General features: G+C 59.0%; 25 protein-coding genes. 17 read left to right on the top strand and 8 right to left on the bottom strand.

Annotation, left to right across the window (positions count from 1 at the left end; translation table 11 throughout):
• Nucleotides 1–9 precede the first annotated feature (9 nt).
• Complete coding sequence (locus tag HPDFL43_RS02610) at nt 10–660, top strand: helix-turn-helix domain-containing protein (protein WP_007200007.1); 651 nt, start codon at nt 10–12, stop codon at nt 658–660.
• A gap of 18 nt (nt 661–678) precedes the next feature.
• Here the strand turns inward: HPDFL43_RS02610 and HPDFL43_RS02615 are convergent, their stop codons facing one another.
• Nucleotides 679–1,146, bottom strand: coding sequence for an Rrf2 family transcriptional regulator (locus tag HPDFL43_RS02615; protein ID WP_007200008.1), 468 nt, complete (start codon nt 1,144–1,146; stop codon nt 679–681).
• A gap of 108 nt (nt 1,147–1,254) precedes the next feature.
• On the opposite strand from HPDFL43_RS02615, the gene HPDFL43_RS02620 reads away from it, so the two are divergent.
• The 7 genes from HPDFL43_RS02620 to HPDFL43_RS02650 all read left to right on the top strand — a co-directional run bounded on the left by HPDFL43_RS02620 (nt 1,255) and on the right by HPDFL43_RS02650 (nt 7,785).
• Entirely contained in the window at nt 1,255–1,767 is a 513-nt protein-coding gene (locus tag HPDFL43_RS02620) for a hypothetical protein (RefSeq protein WP_007200009.1), read from the top strand.
• Nucleotides 1,768–1,785: 18 nt separating this feature from the next.
• The gene (locus tag HPDFL43_RS02625; RefSeq protein ID WP_007200010.1) at nt 1,786–3,069 is read left to right on the top strand and encodes an imelysin family protein; all 1,284 of its coding nucleotides are present in this window, start codon (nt 1,786–1,788) and stop codon (nt 3,067–3,069) included.
• Between the two features lie 67 nt (nt 3,070–3,136).
• Entirely contained in the window at nt 3,137–3,403 is a 267-nt protein-coding gene (locus HPDFL43_RS02630; protein ID WP_169743217.1) for a (2Fe-2S)-binding protein, read from the top strand.
• 49 nt (nt 3,404–3,452) lie between these two features.
• Entirely contained in the window at nt 3,453–3,938 is a 486-nt protein-coding gene (gene bfr, locus HPDFL43_RS02635; protein WP_007200012.1) for a bacterioferritin, read from the top strand.
• Nucleotides 3,939–3,950: 12 nt separating this feature from the next.
• Nucleotides 3,951–5,618 (top strand): di-heme oxidoreductase family protein, encoded by a 1,668-nt coding sequence (locus HPDFL43_RS02640; RefSeq protein ID WP_007200013.1) that lies wholly within the window; start codon nt 3,951–3,953, stop codon nt 5,616–5,618.
• Entirely contained in the window at nt 5,618–6,709 is a 1,092-nt protein-coding gene (locus HPDFL43_RS02645; protein ID WP_052093144.1) for an imelysin family protein, read from the top strand. The genes HPDFL43_RS02640 and HPDFL43_RS02645 overlap by 1 nt, the downstream gene beginning before the upstream one ends.
• On the top strand, nt 6,709–7,785 hold the full coding sequence (locus tag HPDFL43_RS02650) for a DUF1513 domain-containing protein (protein WP_007200015.1): 1,077 nt from the start codon (nt 6,709–6,711) through the stop codon (nt 7,783–7,785). Before HPDFL43_RS02645 ends, HPDFL43_RS02650 begins: the two co-directional genes overlap by 1 nt.
• A 103-nt stretch (nt 7,786–7,888) precedes the next feature.
• Here the strand turns inward: HPDFL43_RS02650 and HPDFL43_RS02655 are convergent, their stop codons facing one another.
• Together HPDFL43_RS02655 and HPDFL43_RS02660 are read right to left on the bottom strand one after the other, a co-directional pair.
• Entirely contained in the window at nt 7,889–8,272 is a 384-nt protein-coding gene (locus tag HPDFL43_RS02655; RefSeq protein ID WP_007200016.1) for a RidA family protein, read from the bottom strand.
• A 33-nt stretch (nt 8,273–8,305) separates the two neighbouring features.
• Nucleotides 8,306–9,172 carry a branched-chain amino acid aminotransferase gene (locus tag HPDFL43_RS02660; RefSeq protein WP_040448965.1) on the bottom strand — a complete coding sequence of 289 codons (867 nt, stop codon included), beginning with the start codon at nt 9,170–9,172 and terminating at the stop codon, nt 8,306–8,308.
• Nucleotides 9,173–9,431: 259 nt separating this feature from the next.
• On the opposite strand from HPDFL43_RS02660, the gene HPDFL43_RS02665 reads away from it, so the two are divergent.
• The 3 genes from HPDFL43_RS02665 (at nt 9,432) to HPDFL43_RS21205 (ending at nt 11,939) form a co-directional block, all read left to right on the top strand.
• Nucleotides 9,432–10,085, top strand: a complete 654-nt coding sequence (locus HPDFL43_RS02665) for a haloacid dehalogenase type II (protein WP_007200018.1) — start codon at nt 9,432–9,434, stop codon at nt 10,083–10,085.
• Between the two features lie 229 nt (nt 10,086–10,314).
• The gene (locus HPDFL43_RS02670) at nt 10,315–11,067 is read left to right on the top strand and encodes a L,D-transpeptidase (RefSeq protein WP_052093254.1); all 753 of its coding nucleotides are present in this window, start codon (nt 10,315–10,317) and stop codon (nt 11,065–11,067) included.
• Between the two features lie 143 nt (nt 11,068–11,210).
• Nucleotides 11,211–11,939: a M23 family metallopeptidase gene (locus tag HPDFL43_RS21205; protein WP_052093145.1), complete on the top strand. Its 729-nt coding sequence runs from the start codon at nt 11,211–11,213 to the stop codon at nt 11,937–11,939.
• On the opposite strand, the gene HPDFL43_RS02680 is transcribed toward HPDFL43_RS21205, so the two are convergent.
• Nucleotides 11,883–13,478 (bottom strand): helicase HerA-like C-terminal domain-containing protein, encoded by a 1,596-nt coding sequence (locus tag HPDFL43_RS02680; RefSeq protein WP_007200022.1) that lies wholly within the window; start codon nt 13,476–13,478, stop codon nt 11,883–11,885. The two genes, HPDFL43_RS21205 and HPDFL43_RS02680, sit on opposite strands and share 57 nt — an antisense overlap.
• Before the next feature lie 211 nt (nt 13,479–13,689).
• Here HPDFL43_RS02680 and HPDFL43_RS02685 point away from each other — a divergent pair, with 211 nt between their 5' ends.
• The gene (locus tag HPDFL43_RS02685; RefSeq protein WP_007200024.1) at nt 13,690–14,577 is read left to right on the top strand and encodes a D-amino-acid transaminase; all 888 of its coding nucleotides are present in this window, start codon (nt 13,690–13,692) and stop codon (nt 14,575–14,577) included.
• A 54-nt stretch (nt 14,578–14,631) separates the two neighbouring features.
• Here HPDFL43_RS02685 and HPDFL43_RS02690 read toward each other — a convergent pair whose 3' ends face one another.
• The gene (locus HPDFL43_RS02690) at nt 14,632–15,420 is read right to left on the bottom strand and encodes an SDR family oxidoreductase (RefSeq protein ID WP_007200025.1); all 789 of its coding nucleotides are present in this window, start codon (nt 15,418–15,420) and stop codon (nt 14,632–14,634) included.
• Between the two features lie 120 nt (nt 15,421–15,540).
• Here HPDFL43_RS02690 and pyrC point away from each other — a divergent pair, with 120 nt between their 5' ends.
• From pyrC to HPDFL43_RS02705, 3 genes are all read left to right on the top strand, one after another.
• Nucleotides 15,541–16,578, top strand: coding sequence for a dihydroorotase (gene pyrC, locus HPDFL43_RS02695; protein WP_007200026.1), 1,038 nt, complete (start codon nt 15,541–15,543; stop codon nt 16,576–16,578).
• A 90-nt stretch (nt 16,579–16,668) separates the two neighbouring features.
• A complete protein-coding gene (locus tag HPDFL43_RS02700) occupies nt 16,669–17,370 on the top strand; it encodes an orotate phosphoribosyltransferase (protein WP_007200027.1) in 702 nt (233 codons plus the stop codon).
• A gap of 28 nt (nt 17,371–17,398) precedes the next feature.
• Nucleotides 17,399–18,322, top strand: coding sequence for a carbohydrate kinase family protein (locus tag HPDFL43_RS02705; protein ID WP_007200028.1), 924 nt, complete (start codon nt 17,399–17,401; stop codon nt 18,320–18,322).
• Nucleotides 18,323–18,333: 11 nt separating this feature from the next.
• On the opposite strand, the gene pgi is transcribed toward HPDFL43_RS02705, so the two are convergent.
• The 3 genes from pgi to ppk2 form a co-directional block, all read right to left on the bottom strand.
• The gene (gene pgi, locus HPDFL43_RS02710) at nt 18,334–19,992 is read right to left on the bottom strand and encodes a glucose-6-phosphate isomerase (RefSeq protein WP_007200029.1); all 1,659 of its coding nucleotides are present in this window, start codon (nt 19,990–19,992) and stop codon (nt 18,334–18,336) included.
• Between the two features lie 93 nt (nt 19,993–20,085).
• Entirely contained in the window at nt 20,086–21,768 is a 1,683-nt protein-coding gene (locus HPDFL43_RS02715; RefSeq protein WP_007200030.1) for a long-chain fatty acid--CoA ligase, read from the bottom strand.
• 273 nt (nt 21,769–22,041) lie between these two features.
• Complete coding sequence (gene ppk2 / locus HPDFL43_RS02720) at nt 22,042–22,926, bottom strand: polyphosphate kinase 2 (protein ID WP_007200031.1); 885 nt, start codon at nt 22,924–22,926, stop codon at nt 22,042–22,044.
• Nucleotides 22,927–23,052: 126 nt separating this feature from the next.
• On the opposite strand from ppk2, the gene HPDFL43_RS02725 reads away from it, so the two are divergent.
• Nucleotides 23,053–24,360 carry an ATP-binding protein gene (locus HPDFL43_RS02725; protein WP_007200032.1) on the top strand — a complete coding sequence of 436 codons (1,308 nt, stop codon included), beginning with the start codon at nt 23,053–23,055 and terminating at the stop codon, nt 24,358–24,360.
• Between the two features lie 146 nt (nt 24,361–24,506).
• Nucleotides 24,507–25,538, top strand: a complete 1,032-nt coding sequence (locus tag HPDFL43_RS02730) for a substrate-binding domain-containing protein (protein ID WP_007200033.1) — start codon at nt 24,507–24,509, stop codon at nt 25,536–25,538.
• Nucleotides 25,539–26,564 lie beyond the last annotated feature (1,026 nt).

Genomic DNA, 26,564 nt, shown 5'->3' on the forward strand with positions numbered 1-26,564 from the left:
TGTGCAATCATGATCAAGACCAGTCCCGGCGATGACTTTCCGCAGATCCTGTCGCAGGATCCGCATGCCGTGCGCGAGCCGCGCGAGAATAATCTCGAGCGCGCCATCGGCCACGAGGTCCGTGCTTATCGCAAGAAGCTTGGAATCACCGTTACCGACCTGTCTGCAGCAACCGGTGTCTCCATCGGCATGCTCTCCAAGATCGAGAATGGAAACATCTCGCCATCGCTGACAACACTGCAATCCCTGTCGCGTGCGCTCGGCGTTCCGGTCACTGCCTTTTTCAAAGGCTTTGAAGAGCCGCGCAACGCAACATTTGTGAAAGCGGGAGAGGGCATCAATGCGGAGCGGCGTGGCACGCGCGCCGGGCACCAGTACAGCCTGCTCGGCCATATCGACAACAACACCAGCAGCGTCACGGTTGAGCCCTATCTGATCACCCTGACGACGGATTCCGATGTCTTTCCCACCTTCCAGCACGAGGGCATGGAGTTTCTCTATATGCTCGAGGGTGAGATCGTGTACCGGCACGGCGAACAACTTTTCACCATGCAGGCCGGGGACAGCCTGTTTTTCGATGCCGATGCGCCGCACGGACCCGAGCGGCTGGTGACATTGCCGGCTCGCTTTCTTTCGATCATTTCCTATCCGCAGCGCTGAGCAAGGAGCGTCAGATTCTCAATTGGCCTTGCCCTGAACCGGGTCTTTCATCGCCAGATTGAGCCGCATCAACACATCGATGTTGAACTCGCTGCCGGTAAGGTCGGCGATCGAATAGCGGTTGAGCGAATCAAAGAATGAGCGCAGCGCCTCGCTGAGCGCCTTGTTCAGTCCACAGGTGTTGATCAGTGGGCAGTCGGTTCCGCCAGCCTCGAAACACTCTGCCATTTCAAAGTTTTCCTCAACCAGGCGCACCACATCTCCGAGCATGATTTGTTCGGCAGGCCGCGCCAGACGGATGCCGCCCCCGCGCCCGCGTGTGGTTTCCATAAGGCCCACTGCTGTCAGCCGCTGCAGGATGTTGAACAGGAACCGCTCAGGCAATCCGTAAAAGGCTGCGATCTCCTTGACCTTCGCCCGGTCGCCCTTCGAGTGACAAAACATCAGCATGCGCACAGCGTAATTGGTTTGGCTCGTCAGTTTCATCGACCGTTTCCTGTTTGGATTCGTTCTAAACTATAGTGTTTGACTGAACTTTACAAATTGTTTAGTCGTGGACTGAACTTAAGAACAAGAGGTGACCCGGTGAACCAGATGAGGCCGCAACCCGATGGGCAATGCCCGGCATCGCGCTATTTGGCACGCACGCCGGAAAGCCTTGTCGTTGGCGGCTATCGTGGATGGTTGCATTTCGTGACCGAAAGGAACGCTGCAAGTCTCGAAACGATCCAGTCTCAGTTTGTCCGGCACCTGGGAAAACCAACCGCGCTTGTCGCGATGGCGGGGCTGGAGAGCATGATCAGGCAGTTGGGCACATGCGCGGGCTGTCCGCTGCGGTGCTTCTGCCAGGGGAGCCAGCACCTGTGCCGTGATGAATGTCTGATCCTCGGCCTCATCTCGGGACTGCAGAATGGTGAAGACGAAGCTGCGTATCTGAGTGCGGGAAACCTGTCCTCCAATGCGCGCGCGTCGGAAGTTGTTGCGTCCGCCGGAGAATTCGCCATGGCGCTGAAATTTGCGGGGCAACAGTTGCTGCCCATCCCGGTAGACACGGTTCACTGGATCATCAAGGGCGGCCAGGCCGCACCAAATCCGACATTGCATTAAGACTTCTGGAGTTTGCAAATGACGATCAAGACCTACACCAAGTCACTGCTTGCCGCATCGACACTCATGGTCGGCTTTGCTGGAACGGCTTTCGCCGATGTTGCTCCGGAGGCTGTTATCAAACACTATGCCGATATCGCGCAGGCCAAATACGAGGACTCGCTGGCAACTGCGAACGCCCTTGACGCTGCCATTGAGGCCTTTCTTGCGTCCCCCAGCGAAGCCGGTCTTCAGGCCGTCAAGGAAGCTTGGCTGGCCGCCCGCGTCCCCTATCAGCAGACCGAGGTCTACCGGTTCGGCAACGCCATTGTTGATGACTGGGAAGGCCGTGTGAACGCATGGCCGCTTGATGAAGGTCTGATCGACTATGTCGATGCTGGCGCCTACGGCGACGAGAGCGACGAGAACACTCTCTACACAGCCAATGTCATCGCCAACCCTTCGATCACAATCAATGGCGAAACCATCGATGCTTCCAAAATCACACCTGAGTTGATTTCCGAAACGCTGCAGGAAGCCGGTGGCATCGAGGCCAACGTGGCCTCGGGCTATCACGCCATCGAATTTCTGCTCTGGGGGCAGGATCTCAATGGCAACGATGCCGGTGCCGGCAATCGCCCCTACACCGATTTCAGCCTCGAAAACTGCAGCAATGATCATTGCGATCGCCGCCGGCAGTATCTCTCTGCAGCATCGGACCTTCTGATTGCCGATCTCGAGGAGATGGCCGCCAACTGGCAAGAGGGTGGAGCCGCACGAAAGGATCTTATGGACAAGGGTGTCTCGGGCGGGCTTGTCACCATCCTGACCGGCATGGGTTCACTCTCCTATGGTGAACTCGCCGGTGAGCGCATGAAGCTGGGACTTCTTCTGGGCGATCCCGAGGAAGAGCATGATTGCTTCTCCGACAACACCCACAATTCCCACCTCTATGACGCAGTTGGCATTCGCAATGCGTATCTGGGGACCTATGATCGCGTCGACGGCACGCAACTCACGGGCCCATCGCTTTCCGAGCTGGTAGCGTCGAGCGCCCCTGACGTCGATGCTGAATTGAAGGCCGATCTGGATGCCACGGTCGAAGCCATGGAAGCCATGGCAAGCCGGGCCGAAACAACAGAAGCCTATGACCAGATGATTGCCAACGGCAATGCCGAGGGCAATGCCACAGTGCAGGCCGCCATTGATGATCTGGTCAAGCAGACCCGCTCTATCGAACGGGTCATTGCCGCACTCGACTTGGGGTCGATTGAGCTCGAAGGATCGGACTCGCTCGACAACCCAGGCTCGGTTTTTCAGTAAGATAGGGCATTGGACTATGATCGTCTGTCAGTGCAACATCATTACCGAGAACGACATCAGGAGTGTCGTGGATGAACTCCTTGCAAAGGATGCCTGGCAGCTGATCACTGTCGGCATGGTCTATCACGCAATGGAAAAACGCGGCAAATGCTGCGGTTGTTTTCCCAACGCCATTGCCGTGATCGTCAAATGCGTGGAAATCTGGCATCGCGAAAATGCCACACCGGAAGCAGAAATTCTTCAGTTTGTCGCCCGTACCCGTGACGTGCTAAGTGAGCAGGAAACGCGGCGTAATGAAATGCGGCTTGCGAAGTCCAACATGCGGGCTGCCTGAGCGTCACGTTTGATCCTGTGTTGATTGGAACGTGAAAAGGGTGTGACACATGAAGGGCAAGAAGGAAGTTATCGAGCGGCTCAACGAGGCGCTGTTTCTCGAGCTTGGAGCGATCAACCAGTACTGGGTGCACTATCGTCTGCTTGATGATTGGGGCTTCACCAAACTGGCACGCAAGGAACGCGCCGAATCTATTGAAGAGATGCACCATGCCGACAAGATCATGGAACGCATCATTTTTCTTGAAGGCCACCCGAATGCGCAAAATGTTGCGCCGCTTCGCATTGGGCAGACCGTCAAGGAAGTGCTTGAGTGTGATCTTGCCGGTGAACGTGATGCCTGGGACAGCTACACCAAATCACGCGAGATTTGTCGTGAAGCCGGTGACTACACAACGATGGGCATCTTCGAAGAGCTGGTGAAGGACGAGGAAGGTCATATCGACTTTCTCGAAACCCAGCTCGACCTGCTCGCGAAGCTCGGCGAGGAACGTTACGGCCTGCTCAATGCCGCTCCAGCGGATGAGGCAGAATAAGGAAAATTGAGAATGACGGGTCTGGCTTCTGAAACCAAATGGCGATTTCGCTGGATCCGTACCTACCTCAGCCAACCAGGCAACGGCCCGGAATGGTACGTCCCGGTGCGTCGCGTGCCGGTGGTGATCGGCATCCTGATCGCAGCCTTCGCCTGCAGCTACGCACTCGCGGGAGAGGCACCCGACACAAGCGGTGCCTCAGGCAACATCAAGGCGGAAATCGCCGCTTTTCTTGATAGATGGGCCACTCGGGAGGACCTGTCCGGCAAGGACCGCAAGCGCGTGCAGGCCGTGACCCGGCCGGCAGAGGATTTCGCTAAGCCCGAAAATTTCGAGTTGATGCAGGGCGGCGCTGGCACTTCGACCAAGATTATCAGCCGTGATGCGTTCTCCCATTTCAATCAGAACCTGAGTTTTGAGGAAGAAGAGGACTTCAAGCTCGGCAACGCGCTGTTTCGCAAGCTGTGGGTGTCGTCTCCGGCTTCGACCAAGGCGTCGGACGGATTGGGGCCGCTTTTCAACGCAAGGGCTTGCCAGAGTTGTCACCTCAAGGATGGCCGTGGCCATCCCCCCGAAGGCGACACCGATGCAATATCGATGTTCCTGCGCGTGTCACGCACCGCATCAAGTGATGCAGACCTCGCAGCTCTCGAGAATTTCCTGCTGTCCAATCACCCGGACCCGACCTATGGCGGACAGTTGCAGGATCTGGCAGTGCCCGGATTGAAAGCCGAGGGCCATATGCAGATCCGCTATCAGGAAGTCCCGGTGCCCCTTGGCGATGGCACAATTGTCAAGCTGCGCAAGCCAACCTACTCCGTCATCGATCTTGCCTATGGCCCGCTGCATCCCGACACAACGCTGTCGCCGCGCATTGCGCCTCAGATGATTGGTATGGGGTTGATTCAGGCAATCCATCCTGCCGATCTGCTGGCGAGCGCCGATCCCGACGACGCTGATGGTGACGGGATTTCCGGAAAGCCGTCTTTTGTGCGTGATGCGGCCGGAAACCTTGCGCTCGGCCGGTTTGGCTGGAAGGCCCAGAACCCCAGTGTTCGCAAGCAGTCAGCAGGCGCGTTTGCCGGCGATATCGGAATTTCGACCCCCGATGTGCCAAGCCATCATGGTGATTGCACCGAAGCGGAAGCTGCATGCCTGACCATGCCGACCGGCGTGCAGCCGGATCTCGGCGATACCGAGGCACCGGATCCGATCCTTGCGCTCGTGACCTTCTATTCGGAAAATCTCGCGGTTCCGGCTCGGCGCGGTGTGGATGACCCTATGGTGCTTGCCGGCAAGCAGAGTTTCTACAGCCTGGGCTGCGCGTCCTGCCACACACCCAAATTCGTAACCTCCCGCGAAGCCGATACCCCGGCGCACCGGTTCCAGCTGATCTGGCCCTATTCCGATTTCCTGCTGCATGACATGGGCGAGGGGTTGGCCGATGGTCAAAGGGTGGGTGTTGCAGATGGCCAGGAGTGGCGGACTGCGCCGCTATGGGGCATCGGGCTGACTGAGACGGTTTCGGGCCACACCTTCTTTCTGCATGACGGCAGAGCGCGAAACCTGACCGAAGCCATCCTCTGGCATGGCGGCGAAGCGCAGGCTGCACGGGATGGGTTTGCGGCTCTCGGCATCGATCAACGCGACGCTCTGCTCGCCTTCCTGGAAAGCCTGTGATGGGTATCCGTTGTCTCCTTGCCACAGTGGCCCTGCTGGGGGTCTTGTCCTCCGAGGCCAGGCCCCAGAATGTCCCGGCCGTTATGCCTGACGCAGAACCGGTGCTTGCGGACACGCTGAACTCCTACATACGACCATCCTATGACGCGTTGGCTTCCGGGTTTGAGGCGCTGGAACAGGCCACCGCCGCACTCTGCAGAGAGCCCTCGGAAATGGCTTTGGCCGAGGCACGGATTGCATTTCGTAAGTCTATGCTTACTTGGTCGCGGATCGAGTGGTTCCGCACCGGACCCGCGATGGCCAGCAACCGGCTTGAGCGCATCCTGTTTTATCCCGACCGGAAGAGCACGGGGCTGAAACAGGTTCAGCGCGCGCTGGCCCGCGAAGAGGCAGATGTGGTTTCGCCTGACCTTCTTGCTGGCAAGAGTGTTGCGATGCAGGGTCTCGGCGCTTACGAGTTTCTTGTGTTCGGCAAGGGCTCTGAGGCCCTGGCAACTGATCAAGCGCCCTTCCGTTGCGCCTTTGCAGATTCTGTAGCGTCCAATCTCTTCACCATAGTTGGCGAATTGCAGCAGGGCTGGGAAGCAGGCACGCCGGCAGCGACATTTTTTGTGAAACCCGGCGCCGACAATCCGTTGTTTCGCGATGACACCGAAGCGCTCAATCTGGTGCTCGGAACCATGATCCATGGGCTCGAAGCCATTCGCGACATCCGTATTGGCGGCTTTTTGCGTGAACCTGGTTCAGACAGACCGAGAAGCGCGGTCTACCGACGCGCGGGTCTGACGATGGACTCCATTTCTGCAGGTCTTCAGGGTCTCGAAGACCTGTTCAATGACAGCGGCATCGAGCAGGTCTTGCCTGAGCAGGATCGGGATCTGGCCGACCAGGTCCGCTTCGAGTTCGATCAATCGATCCGCACGGCAGAAGGCCTTGATGGGCCTCTGGAAGATCTGCTTGCAGACGAAAATGCGCGTAAGCGGCTTGTCTATTTGCAGCTTTCCATCCGTTTCATCATTCAGCGCCTCAACAATGAGATCGCGCCCGCCGCCGGTCTGGCGGCCGGTTTTTCCTTCGGCGATGGCGACTGATGGCCATTGTCTTTGACAGGCGCACATTTCTGACCGGTGCAGGCGCTGCCTTTCTGTCCGGTTTGTCACCGCAACGGGCGGAGGCCCTGGCAGGCGTCGAAGATCTGTTCGTCACAGCCTTCATGGATGACACAAGAACCTACGGGTTTGCCATCGTCAACGAACATGGCGTGCTGATTCATCGTGAAACCATGCCGGGCAGGGCGCATGGTTTCACCTGGTCTCAGCAAACGGGTTGGGCGGTTGGCTTCGCCCGCCGGCCAGGAACATTTGCCATCGCGTTCGATCCTTTCGGCAAGAAGCAGCCGGCGCTGTTTCACACGCCCGAAGAGCGGCATTTCTACGGCCATGGCGTTTTTTCCAGGAACGGCAGGCTGCTCTATGCGGCCGAGAATGATTTTGAGGCCGGTGCCGGGAAGATCGGTATTTACGATGCGCGCGATGCTTTCCGGCGCATTGGCGAGTTCGACACCTTTGGCGTCGGTCCGCACGAAGTCATTCTGATGCCCGATGGCCGCACATTGGCCATCGCCAATGGTGGCATCCGCACACACCCGGATTTTGGCCGCGCCAAGCTCAACCTGCCGGAGATGAAATCAACCATCGTCCTGCTCGACAGCGAGACCGGAGCGCTCCTGTCGAATGTGGTGTTGCCGGTGGACTACCAGCGCATGTCACTGCGCCATATGGTGCCAGCGTCCGATGGAAGTCTGTGGATCGGCGGGCAGTATCAGGGTGATGCGCTCGCCTCTGTTTCGCCGGTGCTGCGCCTTGGTCGCGATGGAGGGATGGCAAGCGTTGCATTGACTGACGAGGCCAGGTCGCTTCTGGCGGGCTATGTTGGTGCAGTTGCTGTGTCGCGAGATGGCCGCTTTGCAGGTGTTTCGAGCCCCAAGGGCGGTGGCTATGTGGTCTTCGACGTGATCACGAAACAAACCGTAAGCCTGACCACATTGCCACGCACCAGCGGCATAGCCGCAACCGCGTCAGGAATGATCGCTTCCAGCGAACACGGCCGGATCGGCGTCAACAATTACCAGCTGCACTGGGACAATCATATCGCAGCCATCGGCTAGATTGGTTTGCGGAAGTTGAAAGCGCGACACTTGCTGACGCGGATCTGCATATCGAGCACGAGACGGACGGAACAATGTAAAGCCATGTTCTGCCGTAACCGCGTCAATCGACCTGCGCGGTCACCTCGATCTCGATCAACATTTCGGGCCGGATCAGGTCGCATACGATCATGGTTGCCGCGGGGTCGATGCCACCGAGAAATTCGGCCAGAACCGGTGCGACGGCCTCGAAATATTCTGGCTTGGTGACGTAGTAGCGCACCCGCACAACATCGCTCAGTTTGGCGTCGAGCGCTTCAAGCGACGCTGTGATCGTGGTGAAGCAATTGCGCGCCTGATCCGCCACATCCGATGGCATCTCCATCGACACATAATCATAACCGGTGGTGCCGGACACATGCACAAACGGGCCTTGCCGGACCGCACGGGAATAGGCCGCGGCCTTTTCGAACGGGGAGCCGGTAGCATGCGTTCGGCGTTCAGTCATAAGCTGATTCCCCGCTTGGCTGATCCACGATGCTCAGCCATGCGCCCAATCCATGTAGAGCTCCCGGGTGTTGCGCGCGACCGGTCCGGCCTGAAGCTCCCGGTCTTCGATCTTGATCACCGGCACCACCTTGGAGTGATTGCCGGTTGAAAAGATCTCGTCAGCATCCATGAAGTCCGCAACCGAGAGGGATTTTTCCACCACTTCGGTTCCTGCATCGCGCAGCAACTTGATCGCGCGCGAGCGAGTGATGCCGGAGAGGAAGGTGCCGTTCGGCGCGGGCGTGAACACAACGCCATCCTTGACCATGAAAATATTGGAGGTTCCGGTCTCCGCCACGTTGCCCAGCATGTCGAGCACCAGGGCATTGTCAAAGCCGCGCGACTTGGCTTCCATCACCGCCCGGCCATTGTTGGGATAGAGGCAGCCTGCCTTGGCATTCGTCGGAGCGGTTTCATAGGTCGGGCGGCGAAACGGCGAGACAGTGACCGAAAATCCGGTTGAGGCGATCATCGGGCTTTCGAACAGGCACAGGCAGAAGCGCGTCGAGTCCGGATCGGCAGGCACGGACATGTAGCCGCCATGCTCGGCCCAGTACATCGGCTTGATGTAGACTGCGGTCTTGCCATCGAACTTCTTGAGGCCTTCATGCGCCAGCGATTCGATCGTCTCGGCTTCCATGGTTGCTCGCATGCCCAGCGCATGGGCGGAGCGGTTGACCCGCTGGCAATGCAGATCGAGGTCCGGGGCAACCCCGTCAAACCAGCGCGCGCCGTCAAACACGGTAGACCCGAGCCACATGGCATGGCTCACCGGCCCGATAAGCGGTGGGTTCCCTTCCAGCCATTCGCCGTCAACAAAGGTCCAGGTCTTGGTGCGTGCTTGCGTGTTGACGGCCATTTTGTCCTCTCCAGGCGATGTCTGTTGCTGAACCTGACAATCGGCTGGCACAAAGGTGGTCGTCAAGTCATAGGCGACGCTTGTTCAGTTCTAAGCGGTGCAATCGCACGATCGTTGCGTCAAGCAATTGCCGCAGGCAACAATCCGTTTGACTGCAAAGCCGCCAAGGCACCGCGGCAAAGATGCTCGTTGCGGAAGCCTGCTTGACTGTTGCAGTGCAACAAGGGCATCGTGTGCCGGCCATAGGGGAAAAATATTTATGTCACATGCGGCTTACGTGTTCGATGCTTACGGCACATTGTTCGACGTTCATGCGGCGGTGCGCCGTCACGCCGATGCTGTGGGGCCGGACGGACAGCTGCTGTCGGAGATCTGGCGCGCCAAGCAGCTCGAATACTCCTGGACCCGGGCGTTGATGGGACAATGGCGCGATTTCTGGGCATTGACGGAAGAAGCTCTCGACCATGCGTTCGAACGTGTTCCCAGCGCCGACAAAGGCGCGCGCGCACAGCTTCTGGATGCCTATTTCAAGCTTGACTGCTACCCGGAAGTCCCCGCAGTGCTCAAGCGTCTCAAGGCAGCAGGAGCCCGTGTTGCCATTCTTTCCAATGGCTCGACAGAAATGCTGGCCTCGGCGGTGGAAAACGCTGCTCTTGGCGCTGTGATTGATGACGTTTTTTCGGTCGATTCACTGCAGACCTTCAAGACCGATCCGACGGTCTATGATCTGGTGACAACCAGCTACCGGCTCTATCCGGATGCGGTCTCGTTCCAGTCGTCCAACCGTTGGGATATCGCGGGAGCGACCAAATTCGGTTTTCGCACGGTTTGGATCAATCGCGCCAAGATGCCGGATGAATATCTCGATCTCTCACCATCGCTGATTCTGCCGGACCTCAACGGCGTCGGCTAGGAGCATCCAGGTTCGGCTGCCGATCACGCCGATGTCATCTCATCTCGCCTCCATGTGGCAAGTTAGCCACAAGCCAGACGTGGGATGGTCACAATCGGAACCCAACTGTTTTCTCGCATGTTGAGGCGGGCAGGAACAACGCCATTCGCCCGCGCATCAAGGATGCTTCCGACCCTGCGACCCAAGGATATCCCGCCACATGAAGGCACCGAACAAAGACAAAACCACTATGACTGCCGCCGGTTTGCCTGACACGGAGCTTTTCAGCGTCGAGAGGGGATACACGCGCCGGGGGCTTTTGGGGCTTGGGTTGGGAAGCGCTGCGGCACTGGCTGGGTGCGCACCGCCTCAAACCACACAGCAATTCGTCGCAGAAACATCACCGCTCTTTCGTTCAACAGCCAATCCCGATTCGGGTCTGGTGCGGCGGACGCCCTATTATGATGCGATGTATGCAGCAAAACTTGACGAGCAGTTCCCGCTACCGGCCATCCCCTATGAGGAGATCAATCCAGTCTACCTGCGCCAGGAGGTGGCTGACCCAACCGGTGAAGTGCCCGGCACCCTCGTGGTCGATACGGCGGACCGGTTCCTCTACCTCGTTCGCGAAGACGGCCTTGCCCTGCGTTACGGCGTTGGCATTGGTCGCGACGGTTTCGCCTGGTCGGGCCGGGCCATTGTGCAATGGAAGCAGGAATGGCCGAAGTGGACGCCGCCTGCCTCCATGATCGAGCGTCAGCCGGAGCTGGAGCGCTGGTCGGCGGCAAATGGAGGCATGCCGCCCGGCCTCGACAACCCCCTTGGCGCAAGAGCGCTCTACATCTTTCAGGATGGAGTGGATACGCTCTACCGCGTGCATGGCAGCCCGGAATACAAGTCAATCGGCAAGGCGGTATCCTCGGGATGCGTGCGGCTGATCAATCAGGATGTTTGCGATCTCTACGACCGTGTGCCGACACGTACCCCCATCCTGGTCGTCTGACGCCAAGCCGGCTCAACACATATCGCATCCAGTTGGACGCGAGGCTGCTTGAGCATGACGCTTCCGCCATGCTAACAGCGAAACAACGGCGCAGCAGCCATCACCTCGTGTTGGATTTGTGATTGCCGTAGGGCGGAGGGCGAATGACGCAGACCAAGCGCGTGATTGCAATGGCGGCTGGCTTTGCATTGCTTCTGCCGGCTCTCGGATGCGTTCCGCAAGATCATGGTTGGGCCTCGCTTTACCGGCCCGCGCAGGAAAACAAGATCACAGTTGTGATGCCGGCCGGTGCGCCTTCGATCTCCCAGCAGTTTTTGTTCACCACCACCGGTGCGAAACACCTTGGGATCGATGTGATCGGCAAGGTCGGCGATCCGGTCATCGCCGTTGCCGGTGGTGTGGTCACAGGATCCTTTTCGGAGCCGGCCTATGGCAACAGGGTGGAAATCACCCACGGAGCGGATGCAAGCGGCAAGCGGACCAGAACCGTCTACAAGCATCTGCAGAAACGGTTGGTTTCGAAGGGTGACGTGGTTGCGCGTGGCCAGCGGATCGGCACACTTGGCACCACCGGCATGCTCGGAGGCGGGATCCCGCATTTGCACTTCGAACTCTACCGGCAGGCCGGCGCTGAGGGACTGGTTCCGGCTGACCCGCATCGCTTCTGGGTTGACGGTGTTGGCCGCGTAACCTGCTTTGATCCTGGCGCAGCCTACGACACGGCATTGTTCGCGATGACCTATCCTGCACCCTGCCGGGGGAACGGGCAGGGTGCAGGTGATGAAGCTGTAGCGGATGTGCGTCAGGCGCGCGGTTTAGAAGCCCTTCTTGATGGAACCGAGAATACCGCGAACCAAAGCGCGTCCCAGTGATGTCGCCGCCGATCGCGCCACCGACTTGATCACCGTCTCGGTCACTGTCTGGCGCTGATAGCCAGGCCTTGATCGGCTCGACTTCCTGCGTTTGGGCGAAGTGCGGCGGCGCCGATCATCATCGTCGTCGTCATCATCATCGCCGTAGCCGGGCAAGGTCCAGCGTCGGCTTTCTGGCTGTTTTCTGTCTTCTTCTTCCTCGCGGAGACGTTCCTCCTCTTCGGCTTTTGCGGCCTCCTCGGCACGGCGGGCGAGCATTTCAAAGGCGCTGTCGCGGTCAAGGTCTTCGTCATACTGACCTGCAACCGGGCTGACGGCGACCACCTTGGTCCGCTCCGGGGTTGTAATCGGGCCCAGCCGCGATGAGGGCGGGCGGATCAAGGTACGCTCGACCATTGAGGGCACGCCCTTCTTGCCGAGCGTCGAAACCAGCGCTTCACCGACACCGAGCTGGGTGATGGTCTCAAAGCAATCGAAAGCCGGATTGGGCCGGAATGTTTCCGCGGCAACCTTCACCGCCTTCTGCTCGCGTGGCGTATAGGCTCGAAGCGCATGCTGAACGCGATTGCCAAGCTGAGAGAGCACCGATTCGGGCACATCCAACGGGTTCTGGGTGACGAAGAAAACGCCGACGCCCTTGGAACGGATCAGCCGCACCACCTGCTCTACACGATCGATCAGAATCTTGGGCGCCTCATCAAACAGCAAGTGTGCTTCGTCGAAGAAGAACACCAGCCGCGGCTTGTCGGGGTCGCCCACCTCTGGCAGCTCCTCGAACAGTTCCGACAACAGCCACAACAGGAAGGTTGCGTAGAGCCTCGGGTTCATCATCAGCTTGTCTGCGGCCAATACCGAGACCGCACCGCGCCCGTCATTGGTGGTGCGCATAATGTCCGAGATTTTCAGTGCCGGCTCGCCGAAGAAATGTTCGGCACCCTGCTGCTCCAGCACCAGCAGCCCGCGCTGGATTGTCGCCAGCGATTGCTTGGTGATGTTGCCATACATTGCGGAGAGTTTTTCGGTCTCACCGGCCATGTAGCCAAGCAGTGATCTTAGATCCTTGAGATCGAGCAGCGGCAGCCCGTTATCGTCGGCGAGCTTGAAGGCGATGTTGAGCACGCCTTCCTGCGCCTCCGACATGTCCATCAGCCGCGCCAGCAAAAGTGGTCCCATTTCCGAAATGGTGGTGCGGACGCGATGGCCCTTTTCCCCGAACAGATCCCAGAAGATGACCGGAAACTCCTGGAAATCATAGGGCTCCAGGCCGATTGTCTGGGCGCGTTTTTCAAGGAAATCCTTGTATTCGCCGATCGCGGCAATGCCCGAAAGGTCGCCTTTCACATCCGCGCAAAACACCGGAACGCCGGCATTCGAGAAGCTCTCGGTAAGAATCTGTAGCGTAACGGTCTTGCCGGTGCCGGTGGCGCCGGTGATCAAACCGTGCCGGTTTGCGTATTTTAGGTCCAGATACTCGCCCTTGTTGATGCTGTCATCGGGATTGCGGCTGGTGCCGATATAGAGTTTGCCGTCTTCGAGCATGGGATCCTCGTCATGGCGCCTGTCTTGGCGGTTTGTATTTGCCTGCGACGGGCGCAGGCAGTCGCAATCCTTATAGGCAAGCGATGCGCCCGGAACAATGCTTGATGAATGTATGCGGCCGCGGCGCGCATCTGTATGTCCGCATCAAGCTCGCGTGGAAAGGCACGCAGCCCTGTCAAAAAGCCATTGGCGATGCCGTCGGATTTCTGGCATGAAACCCAAACACAGCAAACAGGGGATCGCCATGCGTACAGTCTATGTCAACGGAGCCTATGTGCCGGAAACCGAGGCCAAGGTCTCCGTCTTTGACCGGGCTTTTCTGTTTGGCGACGGAATTTATGAAGTGGCCTCGGTTCTGGGCGGCAAGCTGATTGATTTTCCGGCCCATATTGCCCGGCTGCATCGTTCGGCGAATGAACTCGGGATGCGGATCGATGTCAGCGACGAGGAAATCCTCGCCATTCACCGCGAACTGGTCAGCCGCAACGAGGTCGAGGAGGGCGTGGTCTACATGCAGCTGACCCGCGGTGCTGTTGACCGCGATTTCATGTTCGACACCGAAAAACTCAAGCCGACACTGGTGCTGTTTACCCAGACCCGGCCTCTGGTCGACACCGCAGTCGCCAGGAATGGCATGAAGATCGTTTCGATCCCGGACTTGCGCTGGGGCCGCTGCGACATCAAGACCGTGCAGCTGCTCTATCCTTCGCTAGGCAAGATGGAAGCCAAATCGCGCGGTGCCGATGATGCCTGGATGGTTCGCGATGGCGTGGTGACCGAGGGCACCTCGAACAATGCCTTCATCGTCACCAAAACGGGCGCCATCGTCACGCGCCCGCTGTCAAATGCAATCCTGCCGGGCATCACCCGTGCTGCACTGATGAGTTATTCTACTGCCAGCGGAACCCCGGTCGAAGAACGCGAATTCACCATTGATGAGGCCCGCGAGGCTGCAGAAGCCTTTATCACCTCGGCCTCTGTCTTTGTCGGACCGGTGATCTCCATCGATGGCGTCGAACTCTCGGGTGGCAAGCCCGGTCCCGTTACCCTCGGCCTGCGCAAGACCTATCTCGAAGAGAGCCTCAAGCGGGCGATCTGAGTCGGGGGCCTGAAATGCGGAACCGGGCCCAATCGACCCGGTTCCCATGCCGTTTCAGACGGATTTGATTGCACCGCCATCGCAACGGATCAGCGAGCCGTTGATGTAGCTGGCCTTGGCGCTGACCAGAAACGCTGCTGTTGCTCCGAATTCCTCGACGGCACCATAACGGCCGGCCGGAATCTGCGATTTCGCTGCAGCCGCAACATCTTCCAGGCTCTTGCCGGAGCGCTTGGCGTTCGCGGCGTCAAGCTCTTTGAGCCGTGCGGTTTCGACCCGGCCCGGCAACAGCATGTTGAAGGTCACGCCATCGCCGCCGATTTCGTTGGCCATGGACTTCGACCAACCGACCAGTGTCGAGCGAAGCGCGTTGGAAAGCCCGAGGTTGGGAATTGGCTGGATCACACCGGAAGACGCAACAGTCAGCACCCGGCCCCAGTTCTGAGCCCTCATGCCCGGCAGGACCCGTGCGGTCAGGTCCATGACGCTCAGCACCATGATTTCAAACTGGCGATGCACCACCTCCAGGTCTGCATCGGCCATCGCCCCGGGCGGCGGGCCGCCGGTGTTGTTGACCAGAATGTCCAGGCCACCGAACTCGGCTTTCACCTTGTCAGCCAGCATTGCCGGTGTCGCCTTGTCCGACAGGTCGGACACCACAAACTGCGCCTTGCCCGCACCCCGCTTATTGATCGCTTCAGCGGCTTCAGCCAGCCGGTCGCCACTGCGCCCGGTGAGCATCACATTGCATCCTTCCGCTGCGATCGCTTCGGCGATTCCCAGCCCCAGTCCGCGTGATGACGCCAGCACCAGCGCCCGTTTGCCCGTCAATCCAAGATCCATGCTCTCTTTCCCTTGCTGCGATTTGCCTGCTAAAGGCTGGGTGATTATCAGTTGATGCCGTCTGCCGAAAGGTCAAACCACCTTTGGACAGAGTGTGCGGCTTAGAACGGGAGAGCCAAATTGGACGAAATCACCCTTCCAAAACCGGATGACTGGCATCTGCATCTGCGTGATGGCGCAATGCTCAAAGGCATTCTGCCCTTCAGCGCAAAGCATTTTGCGCGTGCCATCATCATGCCCAATCTGGTTCCGCCGGTGGTAACGGCAACGGATGCGCAAGCCTACCGCGACCGGATCATGGCGGTTTTGCCGCAGGGCCTCGATTTCACGCCGCTGATGACGCTGTATCTGACGGAAGGAACCGATCCCGCGGATGTCGCCGCGGCACACGCCTCGGGTCTGGTGACCGCGGTCAAGCTCTATCCGGCAGGCGCAACCACAAATTCCCACTCGGGCGTGCGTGATTTGTCCAAAGTCATGCCGGTGCTAGAGAAAATGGCCGAGATCGGCATGCCGCTGTGCATTCATGGCGAAGTCACCAGTTCAGACGTCGACATCTTCGACCGCGAAGCCGTGTTCATCGAAACTGTCCTCGATCCTCTGCGCAAGCGTCTGCCAGATCTCAAGATCACGCTCGAGCATGTCACCACCTCTGACGGCGTCGACTATGTGAGTGGTGCCGACAAAAACCTGGCAGCAACCATCACCACCCATCACCTGATGATCAACCGCAACGCCATTCTGGCCGGTGGCATCAAGCCGCATTACTATTGTCTGCCGGTTGCCAAGCGCGAAAGCCATCGCCTGGCGCTGCGCAAGGCGGCAACCTCTGGCGATCCCCGTTTTTTCCTGGGCACCGATTCCGCTCCCCACGTCGATCCGCTCAAGGAATGCGGCTGCGGTTGCGCGGGTATCTTTACCGCCATCAACACACTCTCATGCCTCGCGCATGTCTTCGAGGAGGAGAGCGCGCTCGACAAGCTCGCAGGCTTTGCCAGCGTCAGCGGCCCGGCCTGGTACGGGCTTCCGGTCAACACGGATACGGTCACCCTGCGCAAGCGTTCTTCGCCCGTCTCCTGGCCTGCCAAGATCGAGACCGGCGACGGACCTGTGACCGTTTTCGATCCGATGGTCCCCGTCCACTGGGAAGTTGCCTAGCGATCTTTAATCCGCCGGTCCGAACTGGTATTCGGATCGGCGAGACCCGCGTCGAACCCCGCGTTCAACGCTGACCCGGAGGCGACGCCCATGTTTTCCAACACCTTCCCCGACAAGGCATTTGTTGCCGCGACCGTTGCGAAAATGCTGCTTGAAATCAAGGCGGTGCATTTCAACGCGGCCGAGCCCTACAAGCTCGCTTCAGGAATGATGAGCCCGGTCTATATCGATTGCCGCAAGCTGATTTCCTACCCGCGGGTGCGCGCTGCAGTCATGGATTTTGCGGCTGGATCAATCCTCTCCGAAGCCGGCTTCGAGCAGTTCGATTGCGTGGCGGGCGGGGAGACGGCGGGCATTCCCTTCGCAGCCTTCCTCGCAGAACGTCTTGGCCTGCCGATGATCTATGTGCGCAAGCAGCCCAAGGGGCATGGCCGCAATGCCCAGATCGAGGGCGAACTGCGCGAAGGCTCGCGGGTTCTGGTGATCGAGGATCTGACCACGGCCGGCGGGTCAATGTTCAAGTTCATCGACGCCATCCGCGCCGCCGGTTGCACCGTCGATCACGGCATCGCCTTGTTCTACTACGGGATTTTCGATGAAGCCGAGGCGCGGTTCGCCGATGGTGGGGTCGAGTTGCATTATCTCGCCACCTGGCGCGATGTGCTGGCGGCGGCGACGAGGCAGAAGGCCTTTGATCCTGAGACACTGCAATCGGTTGCCAATTTCCTTGATGCGCCGCTGAAATGGTCGGGCGAGCATGGCGGTGTTTCTGAACTGCCGGCCAGCCGCTAGGTTGTGAACTAAAGGACAGGAAACTCCGATGATCATCTGCTGTGGCGAAGCCCTGATAGACATGTTGCCGCGCGCGTCCACCGAGGGCGAGGATGCTTTCGCGCCCTATGCCGGCGGAGCGGTTTTCAACACCGCGATCGCGCTTGGGAGGCTTGGGCTGGAAACGGGGTTCTTCACCGGCCTGTCGAGCGACATGTTCGGCGATATCCTGCGCCAGACGTTGACCGCCAGCGGTGTTGATCACAGCTATTGCGCAACGCTGGATCTGCACACCACGCTGGCCTTTGTGCGGCTTGTCAATGGCCAGGCAAGCTATGCCTTTTTCGATGAAAACACAGCAGGCAGGATGATCACAGAGGCAGACTTGCCGGTGCTTGATGACAAGGTGGAGGCACTGCAGTTCGGTGCTATCAGCCTGATCCCCAATCCGTGCGGATCGACTTACGAAAGCCTGATGCGGCGTGAACATGAAACCCGCGTCATCTCTCTTGATCCAAACATCCGCCCCGGCTTCATCACAGATCCGGCGGCGCACCGGGCCCGCATCGACCGGATGATCGCCATGAGCGACATCATCAAGATGTCGGACGAGGACCTGGAATGGTTCGGGCTGCCCGACATGGAGACCGCGGCCCGGTTCTGGCTGGATCAGGGTCCAAGCCTTGTGGTCTTTACCCGTGGCCCAAAGGGCGCGATCGCTTTCAGCAAAGGTCATACGGTCGAAGTTGACGGTCAGGCGGTCACGGTCGCTGACACCGTGGGCGCTGGCGACACCTTCAACGCAGGCATTCTGGCGTCTCTCCAGCGTGACGGAGTACTCAGCAAGACTGCGATCAAGACGCTCTCAGCCGAAGCGATCGGAAATGCATTGCGGCTGGGCGCAAAGGCGGCAGCGGTGACCGTTTCCCGGCCCGGCGCCAATCCGCCCTGGGCCAGCGAAATCGGTTTCTAGGTCCAACCCCTTCAGCCCTTCTCGCGCATCGCCAGAATGGTCTTTGCCAGGCTCAGGGTTGAGGCGTCGTGTCCCTCGCCAGTGCTTTCCCCCTTGACCACCGGCAACAGCGCGGTGGCGAGTTCCTTGCCAAGTTCGACACCCCATTGGTCAAAGGCGTTGATGCCAAAGACCTGCGCCTCAACAAACACACGATGTTCGTAAAGCGCAATCAGCCGTCCCAGCGCAAACGGCGTCAAGCGGTCATAGACGATGGTGATCGAAGGCCGGTTTCCGGAGAAGGTCTTGTGCGGGGCGAGCCGCGCCGCCTCGGCCTCGGACGCACCAGCGGAGATCAGCTGGGCGTGCGCTTCCTGCGTGGTCCGGCCGCGCATCAGGGCTTCCGATTGCGCCAGGCAATTGGCGATCAGCAACTCATGCTGATGCGCGAGCTGCGTTTCATGGCCGTTTGCGGCAATCATGAACTCCACCGGGATGACATCGCTGCCCTGATGCAAGAGCTGGAAGAAGGCATGCTGTCCATTGGTGCCCGGCTCGCCCCAGACAATCGGACCGGATGCGGTCTCAAGCGGCTGGCCGTCGATCCCAACAGACTTGCCGTTTGATTCCATGTCGAGCTGCTGCAGATAGGCCGGGAACCGCGACAGCCGTTGTTCGTAGGGAATGATCGCCCGGCTCGGATGGTTGCAGATCAGCCGGTGCCAGATACCAAGCAGCCCCAGCAGTATCGGCAGGTTCTCAGCCACCGGCGCATTCTTGAAATGGGTGTCCATCGCTCGCGCACCGGCCAGGAATTCGCCAAAGGCTTCGCTGCCAATCGCAATCATCAACGGCAGGCCTATCGCTGACCAGAGCGAGTAGCGGCCGCCCACCCAGTCCCAGAAGCCGAACACGCGGGTTTCGTTGAGTCCGAAAGCGGCCACCTTGTCGAGCGCAGTGGAAACGGCCGCGAAATGCTTTGCAACAGCTGCTTCGCCAAGCTGCGAGACGATGAACTCGCGCGCGGTAGCGGCATTGGTCATGGTCTCGATTGTGGTGAAGGTCTTTGAGGCAATGATGATCAGCGTGGTCTCGGGGTCGAGCCCCGAAAGGGTGTCTGTAATATGTGCGCCGTCGACATTGGACACGAAATGCAGCCGCGGTCCGTCATGATAGGGCGCTAGCGCCAGTGTCGCCATCACCGGACCAAGGTCGGAGCCGCCAATTCCGATATTGACCACATCGGTAAACGGTTTGCCGGTGGCCCCGCACAGGGTTCCACCGCGAACACCCTCGGCAAATGCCGCCATCGCATCAAGCACCGCATGCACGCCCGGCACGACACTTTCGCCATCAACACGGATATCGGCGTCTTTCCCGGCGCGCAGCGCCGTATGCAGCACGGAGCGGCCTTCGGTGGAATTGATCGCCTCTCCGGCAAACATGGCATCGCGCCTGGCTTCGACCTTGGAACTTGCGGCAAGCTCGGCGAGAAGCCGCATGGTCTCGTCATTGACCGCGCATTTGGAATAATCCATCCGCAGGTCATCAAGGCCTGCGGCGAACCGCGTGGCGCGCCCGGGATCGGCGGCAAAGGCTGCGCGCAAGTCTTTGACGGCAGCGTCTGTGTGGTGGGATTTCAGTTCGGAAAGGGCAGTCTGGAGGGCGGGGTTCAACGGCTGGGTCTCCATTGTTTGCCCCAGCTATGCGGCGACACCCGCGGAAAATCAAGTTCCCGCGGGTGTCGCATCTCTATTGGATTGTATCCGGCTGTACCGGCTGCGTCAGTCGCGCAACTCGCGGCGTAGGATCTTGCCGACATTGGTCTTCGGCAGCTCGTCCTTGAACACCACGGTCTTGGGCCGCTTGTAATTGGTCAGGCCCTTGGCGCAATGCGCTTTCACGTCCGCCTCGCTCAGCGCCGGGTCTTTCCTGACAACGAACAGTTTGACGGCCTCGCCGGAATGCTCGTCAGGCATCGCCACGGCTGCGGCCTCGGCAATGCCGGGATGCTCGACGGCCACTTCTTCGATCTCGTTGGGATAGACATTGAAGCCCGAGACCAGGATCATGTCCTTCTTCCGGTCGACGATCTTTGTATAGCCGTTCTCATCCATCAGGCCCATGTCGCCGGACCGGAAATAGCCATCCTCGGTCATCACATTGGCGGTTTCGTCGGGCCGGTTCCAGTAACCCGCCATCACCTGCGGTCCCTTGATGCAGATCTCACCGACCTCACCAAGCGGAACCGGGGCACCGTCCTCGTCGCGGATGTCGATAGAGGTTGACGGCAGCGGCAGACCAATGGTGCCGGAGAAATCGGCGGCATCGAAGCGGTTGGCTGTTGCCACCGGCGAGGTTTCCGACAGGCCGTAGCCTTCCGAGATGACGCAGCTGGTCAGCTGTTTCCAGCGTTCTGCTACCGGGCGCTGCACGGCCATGCCGCCACCGAGCGTCAACAGCAGTGGCTTGAAATTGAGCTTCTGGAAATCCTCATTGTTCAAAAGGGCATTGAACAGTGTGTTGAGCCCGGGAAACACGTGGAACTCGTATTTGCCCAGCTCTTTCACAAAGCCCGGAATATCACGCGGATTGGGAATAAGGATGTTGTGCGCGCCTTGCGACATGCCCATCAGCGCGTTCACCGTGAGCGCAAAGATGTGATAGAGCGGCAGCGCGCAAACATAGACCAGAACCTCCGGTGGCTGCTTGTTCACAAACGCCGCCGGCAGCCAGAGATCGTTCTGTGCCACATTTGACAAGACGTTGGAATTGAGAAGCGTTGCCCCCTTGGAAACCCCGGTTGTCCCGCCGGTGTATTGCAGGAACGCCACATCGGATGGCTGCGTTTGAGTGGGTTTGAATGTTCTTCCCGATCCAGCGGCAAGTGCGGCCTTGAAGCTGGTGTGCCCGGGCAGCGACCAGTCCGGCACCATCTTTTTGACCTTTCGGACGACAAAATTGACCAGATGGCCTTTCAGGCCCATCAGATCGCCCATTGAGGCCACGCAAACGTGCTTGACGCCGGTGTTCTTGATCACCTGCTGCAGCGTCAGCGCAAAGTTTTCCAGGATGATGATTGCCTTCGCGCCGGAATCCTTGAGCTGATGCTCCAGTTCCCGCGGGGTGTAAAGCGGGTTTACATTGACCACCGCATAGCCCGCGCGCAGAACGGCGGCCATTGCCACCGGCATCTGCAGAATATTTGGCATCATGATCGCCACCCGGTCGCCCTTCTCCAGGCCGAGCGACTGCAGCCAGGCACCGATCCTGGTGGAGAGGTTCTCCATCTCCTGATAGGTGATGGTCTTTCCCATGCATGTGTAGGCGGGCCGTGCGGCGTATCGCTTGAACGAATCCTCGATCAAGGCCGCAATGGAAGCATATTGCAAGGGCGCAATATCGGCGGGGGTGTTCGGCGGGTAGGATGACAGCCAGATACGGTCTGCGGTCGCGGAGTTGGTCATGTTGGTCTCTCTCCCTGGTTACCCCGGATTCGTGCGGCAGACCGAACTGCCGCCGGGCTCCTCTTCCCACATTCCGGTTTCAGTTAAGAATTAAAGGCGCGGGCAGATCGTTGCAATACCTTCCCTTGACGTAAACGTAACTTTTCGCCGAAAAACACATCACAACCGAGGCAGCAAGGGGAAATCGGGCAGGGAAAGAAGCCCCGCCCTGGTGCCGCGCGAGCGTCAAGGCCCGCCGCAGGGGGAGCCGCAGAACGTGGTTTGCGATACGGATCAGCTGGAAAAGGCGTCCGGACCGTGGTCGACCACATTCTTGTCGATCTCGCCAATCACGCTCTCGTTTTTGCCCGCGTAGGGAAGGCCGGAGAGAACGGTGCGGATGACATTGATCCTCGCCCGCCGTTTGTCATTGGCGCGCACCACTGTCCATGGCGCGATCTCCGAGTGGGTCGCCATGAGCAACAGATTGCGCTTTTCGGTGTAATCGTCCCACTTGTTCAGGCTCGCAATGTCCATCGGCGACAGCTTCCAGTGCTTGAGCTTCGAGTGCCGCCGGTCATGGAAGCGCTTGAGCTGCATCTCCTGCCCGATGTTGAGCCAGAACTTGAACAGATGGATCCCGGCCTTCACCGGCATCCGCTCGAAATGCGGCGTCTCTTCAAGAAAGTGCGCATGCTGGTCCGGTGTGCAGAAGCCCATCACCGGCTCGACTCCGGCACGATTATACCAGGAGCGGTCAAACATCACGAACTCGCCCGAGGTCGGGAAATGGTCGACATAGCGCTGATAGTACCATTGCCCGCGCTCGGTCTCGGTCGGTTTCGGCAAAGCCACGACGCGCGCTGATCTCGGGTTCATATAGGCCCGCGTGGCGTTGATCGATCCGCCCTTGCCTGCCGCGTCCCGACCTTCGAACACTGCCATAACGCGGTTTCCTGTGTCCGCCAGCCAAGTTTGCACCTTTACCAGTTCGATCTGCAGCTCTTCGAGAGCCTTTTCATATTTTTTGCGGTCGAGCTTTTTGTCATAGGGATAATTGTCGGACCCGAAAGCGCGGTCCTCGATCCAGTCCGGCAGGTTTGGATCATCAATATCAAACAGCCGTTTCTTGCCGTCCACGTCGAGCTCCACGGCCCTGCTGTCTTTCTGCTTACCCATCAAGGAGTTCCCTTTTGTCTGTTTTGTTATCTTAGAAATGGCCACATCGTCATTGCGATTTCAAGCAGCGCGTATAAACAAGCCTGAGTTCCCGCTGTTTCAGGGGGCCAAACGCAGGCGAGAGCAATGGCTGAGATGATGCAAGATCCCAAAGCGGATGTCCCGCAAGACAGCCTGGCATCGCGGGCAACAGCCTCCTGGCGACCGTTGGCGATTGCTGCGGTGATTGCCCTGGGCACCATCCCTGCGGGATTGCAGGCCTGGGAGGCTGTGCTGGGATATGGCGTGTTTGTGGCCGCGCTGTTAATTTGGCCCTCCACCGATGCAGCCGCCCGAGTGCGGGCCAAAGTCCAGAAGAAAGCCGCCGCGACCGGCGCGCGCGATATGCAGATTATCGATGCTCTCGATTTCCCCACGGTTCTTTTTGACCAGGATACGGCCGTCATTCGTCAGAACTCGGCTGCAACCGTTCTGGTTGGCGCCTTTCCCGAGCGAAGTGAATTGTCGGCCCGGATTCGCTCTCCTGCCATTTTGGAGCTGGTTGCCAGGGTCATCCTGAACGGTCAGCCCGACAGCGTTGAACATGCGGAGCGGGTGCCATCCGAGCGTTGGCATGAAGTCCGCGCCGCACCGGTCGATGCGCGCAGCGATACCGGTCGGCGGCTGTTCGTTCTCACCTTCCGCGACCTGACCGAAGCCCGGCGCATGGACCGGATGCGCACTGATTTTGTTGCAAATGCGAGCCATGAACTCAGAACCCCACTCGCCTCTCTGATGGGCTTCATCGAAACCATGCAGGGGCCGGCGCGTGATGACGAGGCGGCCCGTACCAGATTTTTCGGCATCATGCTTGAACAGGCGCAGCGGATGGCCCGCCTGATTGATGACCTTCTGTCGCTCTCGCGCCTCGAGATGCGGGCCCATGTCGCTCCGCAGGGCGAGGTTGAACTGGTTGGCGCGGTCGGTCACGTGATCGATACGCTCAGGCCGATGGCAAACGAGCTCGGTGTCGAGATTGCTCTGACCGCGCCCGAGGAACCGGTTCAGGTCGTGGGCGATGTGGATGAATTAATTCAGGTTTTTTCCAACCTGATCGAGAACGCCTGCAAATATGGGCAGACCGGAAAGCGAGTGGAAATTTCGGTCTCTGGTTCGGAACCCGGCGGCGCACAGGTCAGCGTGCGGGACTTCGGGCCCGGCATCTCAAAAGAACACGTTCCGCGCCTCACCGAGCGCTTCTATCGTGTTGATGTGGAGACCAGCCGGGCAAAGAAAGGCACTGGTCTGGGCCTCGCGATCGTAAAACATATCCTGACCCGGCACCGTGCCCGGCTGATGATCCGCTCGGATCTTGGGGAAGGATCGGCATTCATTGTCAAATTCAATGACGAAAAACCGGGTCATTTGTCACCAACTCCAGAATTATATCAATAAAAACAAATATATAAACTGTCATAAAACAGTGTCTAAACTGTCATAAAACAGAATCCCGAAAGGCCTAGAACAGGCCAGCCGCAGATGGCTGATCCACGGCCCAACGCAACGGGCAAAGACACCTTGACCCATGACGGGAGATTTCCATGAACGCAATCAAATTCGCCGCAGCCGCTATCCTGGCTTCCACGGCTCTCACCGGCGCCGCAGTCGCCCGTGACCAGGTCCAGATCGCCGGCTCGTCCACCGTTCTGCCTTACGCATCGATCGTCGCAGAAGCCTTTGGCGAAAACTTTGAATTTCCGACACCGGTTGTTGAGTCCGGCGGTTCGGGTGCCGGCCGCAAGAAGCTCTGCGAAGGCGTTGGCGAAAACACAATCGACATTGCCAACTCGTCCTCGCGCATCAAGCAGTCCGACATCGATCTTTGCGCTTCCAACGGTGTGACCGAAATCCAGGAAGTTCGCATCGGTTATGACGGTATCGTGTTTGCCTCCGACATCAATGGCCCTGAGTACGCCTTCACGCCTGCGGACTGGCACAATGCGCTCGCTGCCAAGGTCATGAAGGACGGCCAGTTGGTCGACAACCCTTACAAGACCTGGAATGAAATCCGCGCTGACCTGCCGGCCCAGGAAATCCTGGCGTTTGTCCCGGGCACGAAGCACGGCACCCGCGAAGTTTTCGACGAGAAGGTCATCATCGCCGGTTGCGAAGAAAACGGTGCCGCTGAAGCCCACAAGGCTGCTGGCGCTGAAGACGTTGACGATGCCTGCATGCAGCTGCGCACCGATGGCGTCTCGATCGATATCGACGGCGACTACACCGAGACGCTCGCCCGCGTTGACGCCAACAAGAACGGCATCGGCGTTTTCGGTCTGTCCTTCTACCAGAACAACACCGACAAGCTGCAGGTCGGCACCATGGGCGGCGTTGTTCCTTCCGTAGAGTCGATCGCTTCGGGTGAGTATCCGGTTTCGCGTCCGCTCTACTTCTACGTCAAGAACGCTCACCTCGATGTGATCCCTGGCCTTCAGGAATATGTTGAGTTCTTCGTGTCTGACGAAATTGCCGGTCCCGATGGTCCGCTGGCAGCTTACGGCCTGGTCTCCGACCCGGAGCTGGCCAAGACCCAGGAAATGGTCAAGAACCGTACCCCAATGGGTCCGATGAACTGATCCATTAGACGCTAAGGGGGCGGGTGATTAGCAGCTTGGCCGCCCAATCCAACTGAACTTTTAGACTATGGTCCAGGAAGGTTGCGTCCAGTCCCGCATCCTTCACCCCGTGATGCACCCAATATCGATCGCCACGGACATCCTGCCGCAACTCGACGATCTCGGCGAGAAGGCACAGCCCATAGCACCTCATGGTCTCACTTCACTCGGTGGACGTGGTTGCCGGGCTCTCAGCCAATGGAGGTATCCGCTGTGACCGCAGACTTCCGCTTCCTCATCACATGCCTGCCAGGGCCATGAACACAATTCCTAGGACAGTCCCTCTGCGGAGCGGACTTCCTGGATACGTCTTGACCTATGCCCGGAGGGCCATCGCGGCAAAGGACTGGGAGCTAGATCGATCAAGAACGCGGAAGTTCGGGGAGATACGCTCTGGCGCGATGCTCGACATTTCTAGTCCGGAAGGATGCTCCTCGAGCACCCTGTGTCCTCCATACGGATAATCATTGACACATGATTCTCGCCCCCGGGCTGGCCCCGCCACCCGGGCAAGATGCTCCCGCCCAACCGCGGGCTCTCCCGCAAAGCCCGGTTTGCGGAGGTGACTTTCCTTGCACACTTTGTGTTCATTTGTCCCAGGGCTTAGCTCGAAAAATTGGGGCGAAGCCGAAGCCCAAGATAAATCCCCGCAATCACACATCGGACTCCATCACTCTGCGCCTAATTGCAACGGGATTCCGCTCTTCCCCCCCTTGGGGCATTATTCAGAATTTGTTCTCTCCTCGCGGCCGGTTGTTGCCAAAACGGATGGCCTTTCCACCCCCTGGATAGGAATAATTGCTTCCAAGGGGACCAGCCGCATATTATTAGTCGGCCTTTACGGACCCGGTGAAGCCCATTTTCCTGCCTTTTGGGGAAACATTAGGCATTAAATTTAAACCACCCCTTCCCGCGCCAATTTGAAAGAAACCGCATCCACAACCTTCCGGCCCTTAACCATATTAGGGAAGAAAACTTCTTATTTGG

This window comes from Hoeflea phototrophica DFL-43 (genome assembly GCF_000154705.2).
Classification (GTDB): Bacteria; Pseudomonadota; Alphaproteobacteria; order Rhizobiales; family Rhizobiaceae; genus Hoeflea; species Hoeflea phototrophica.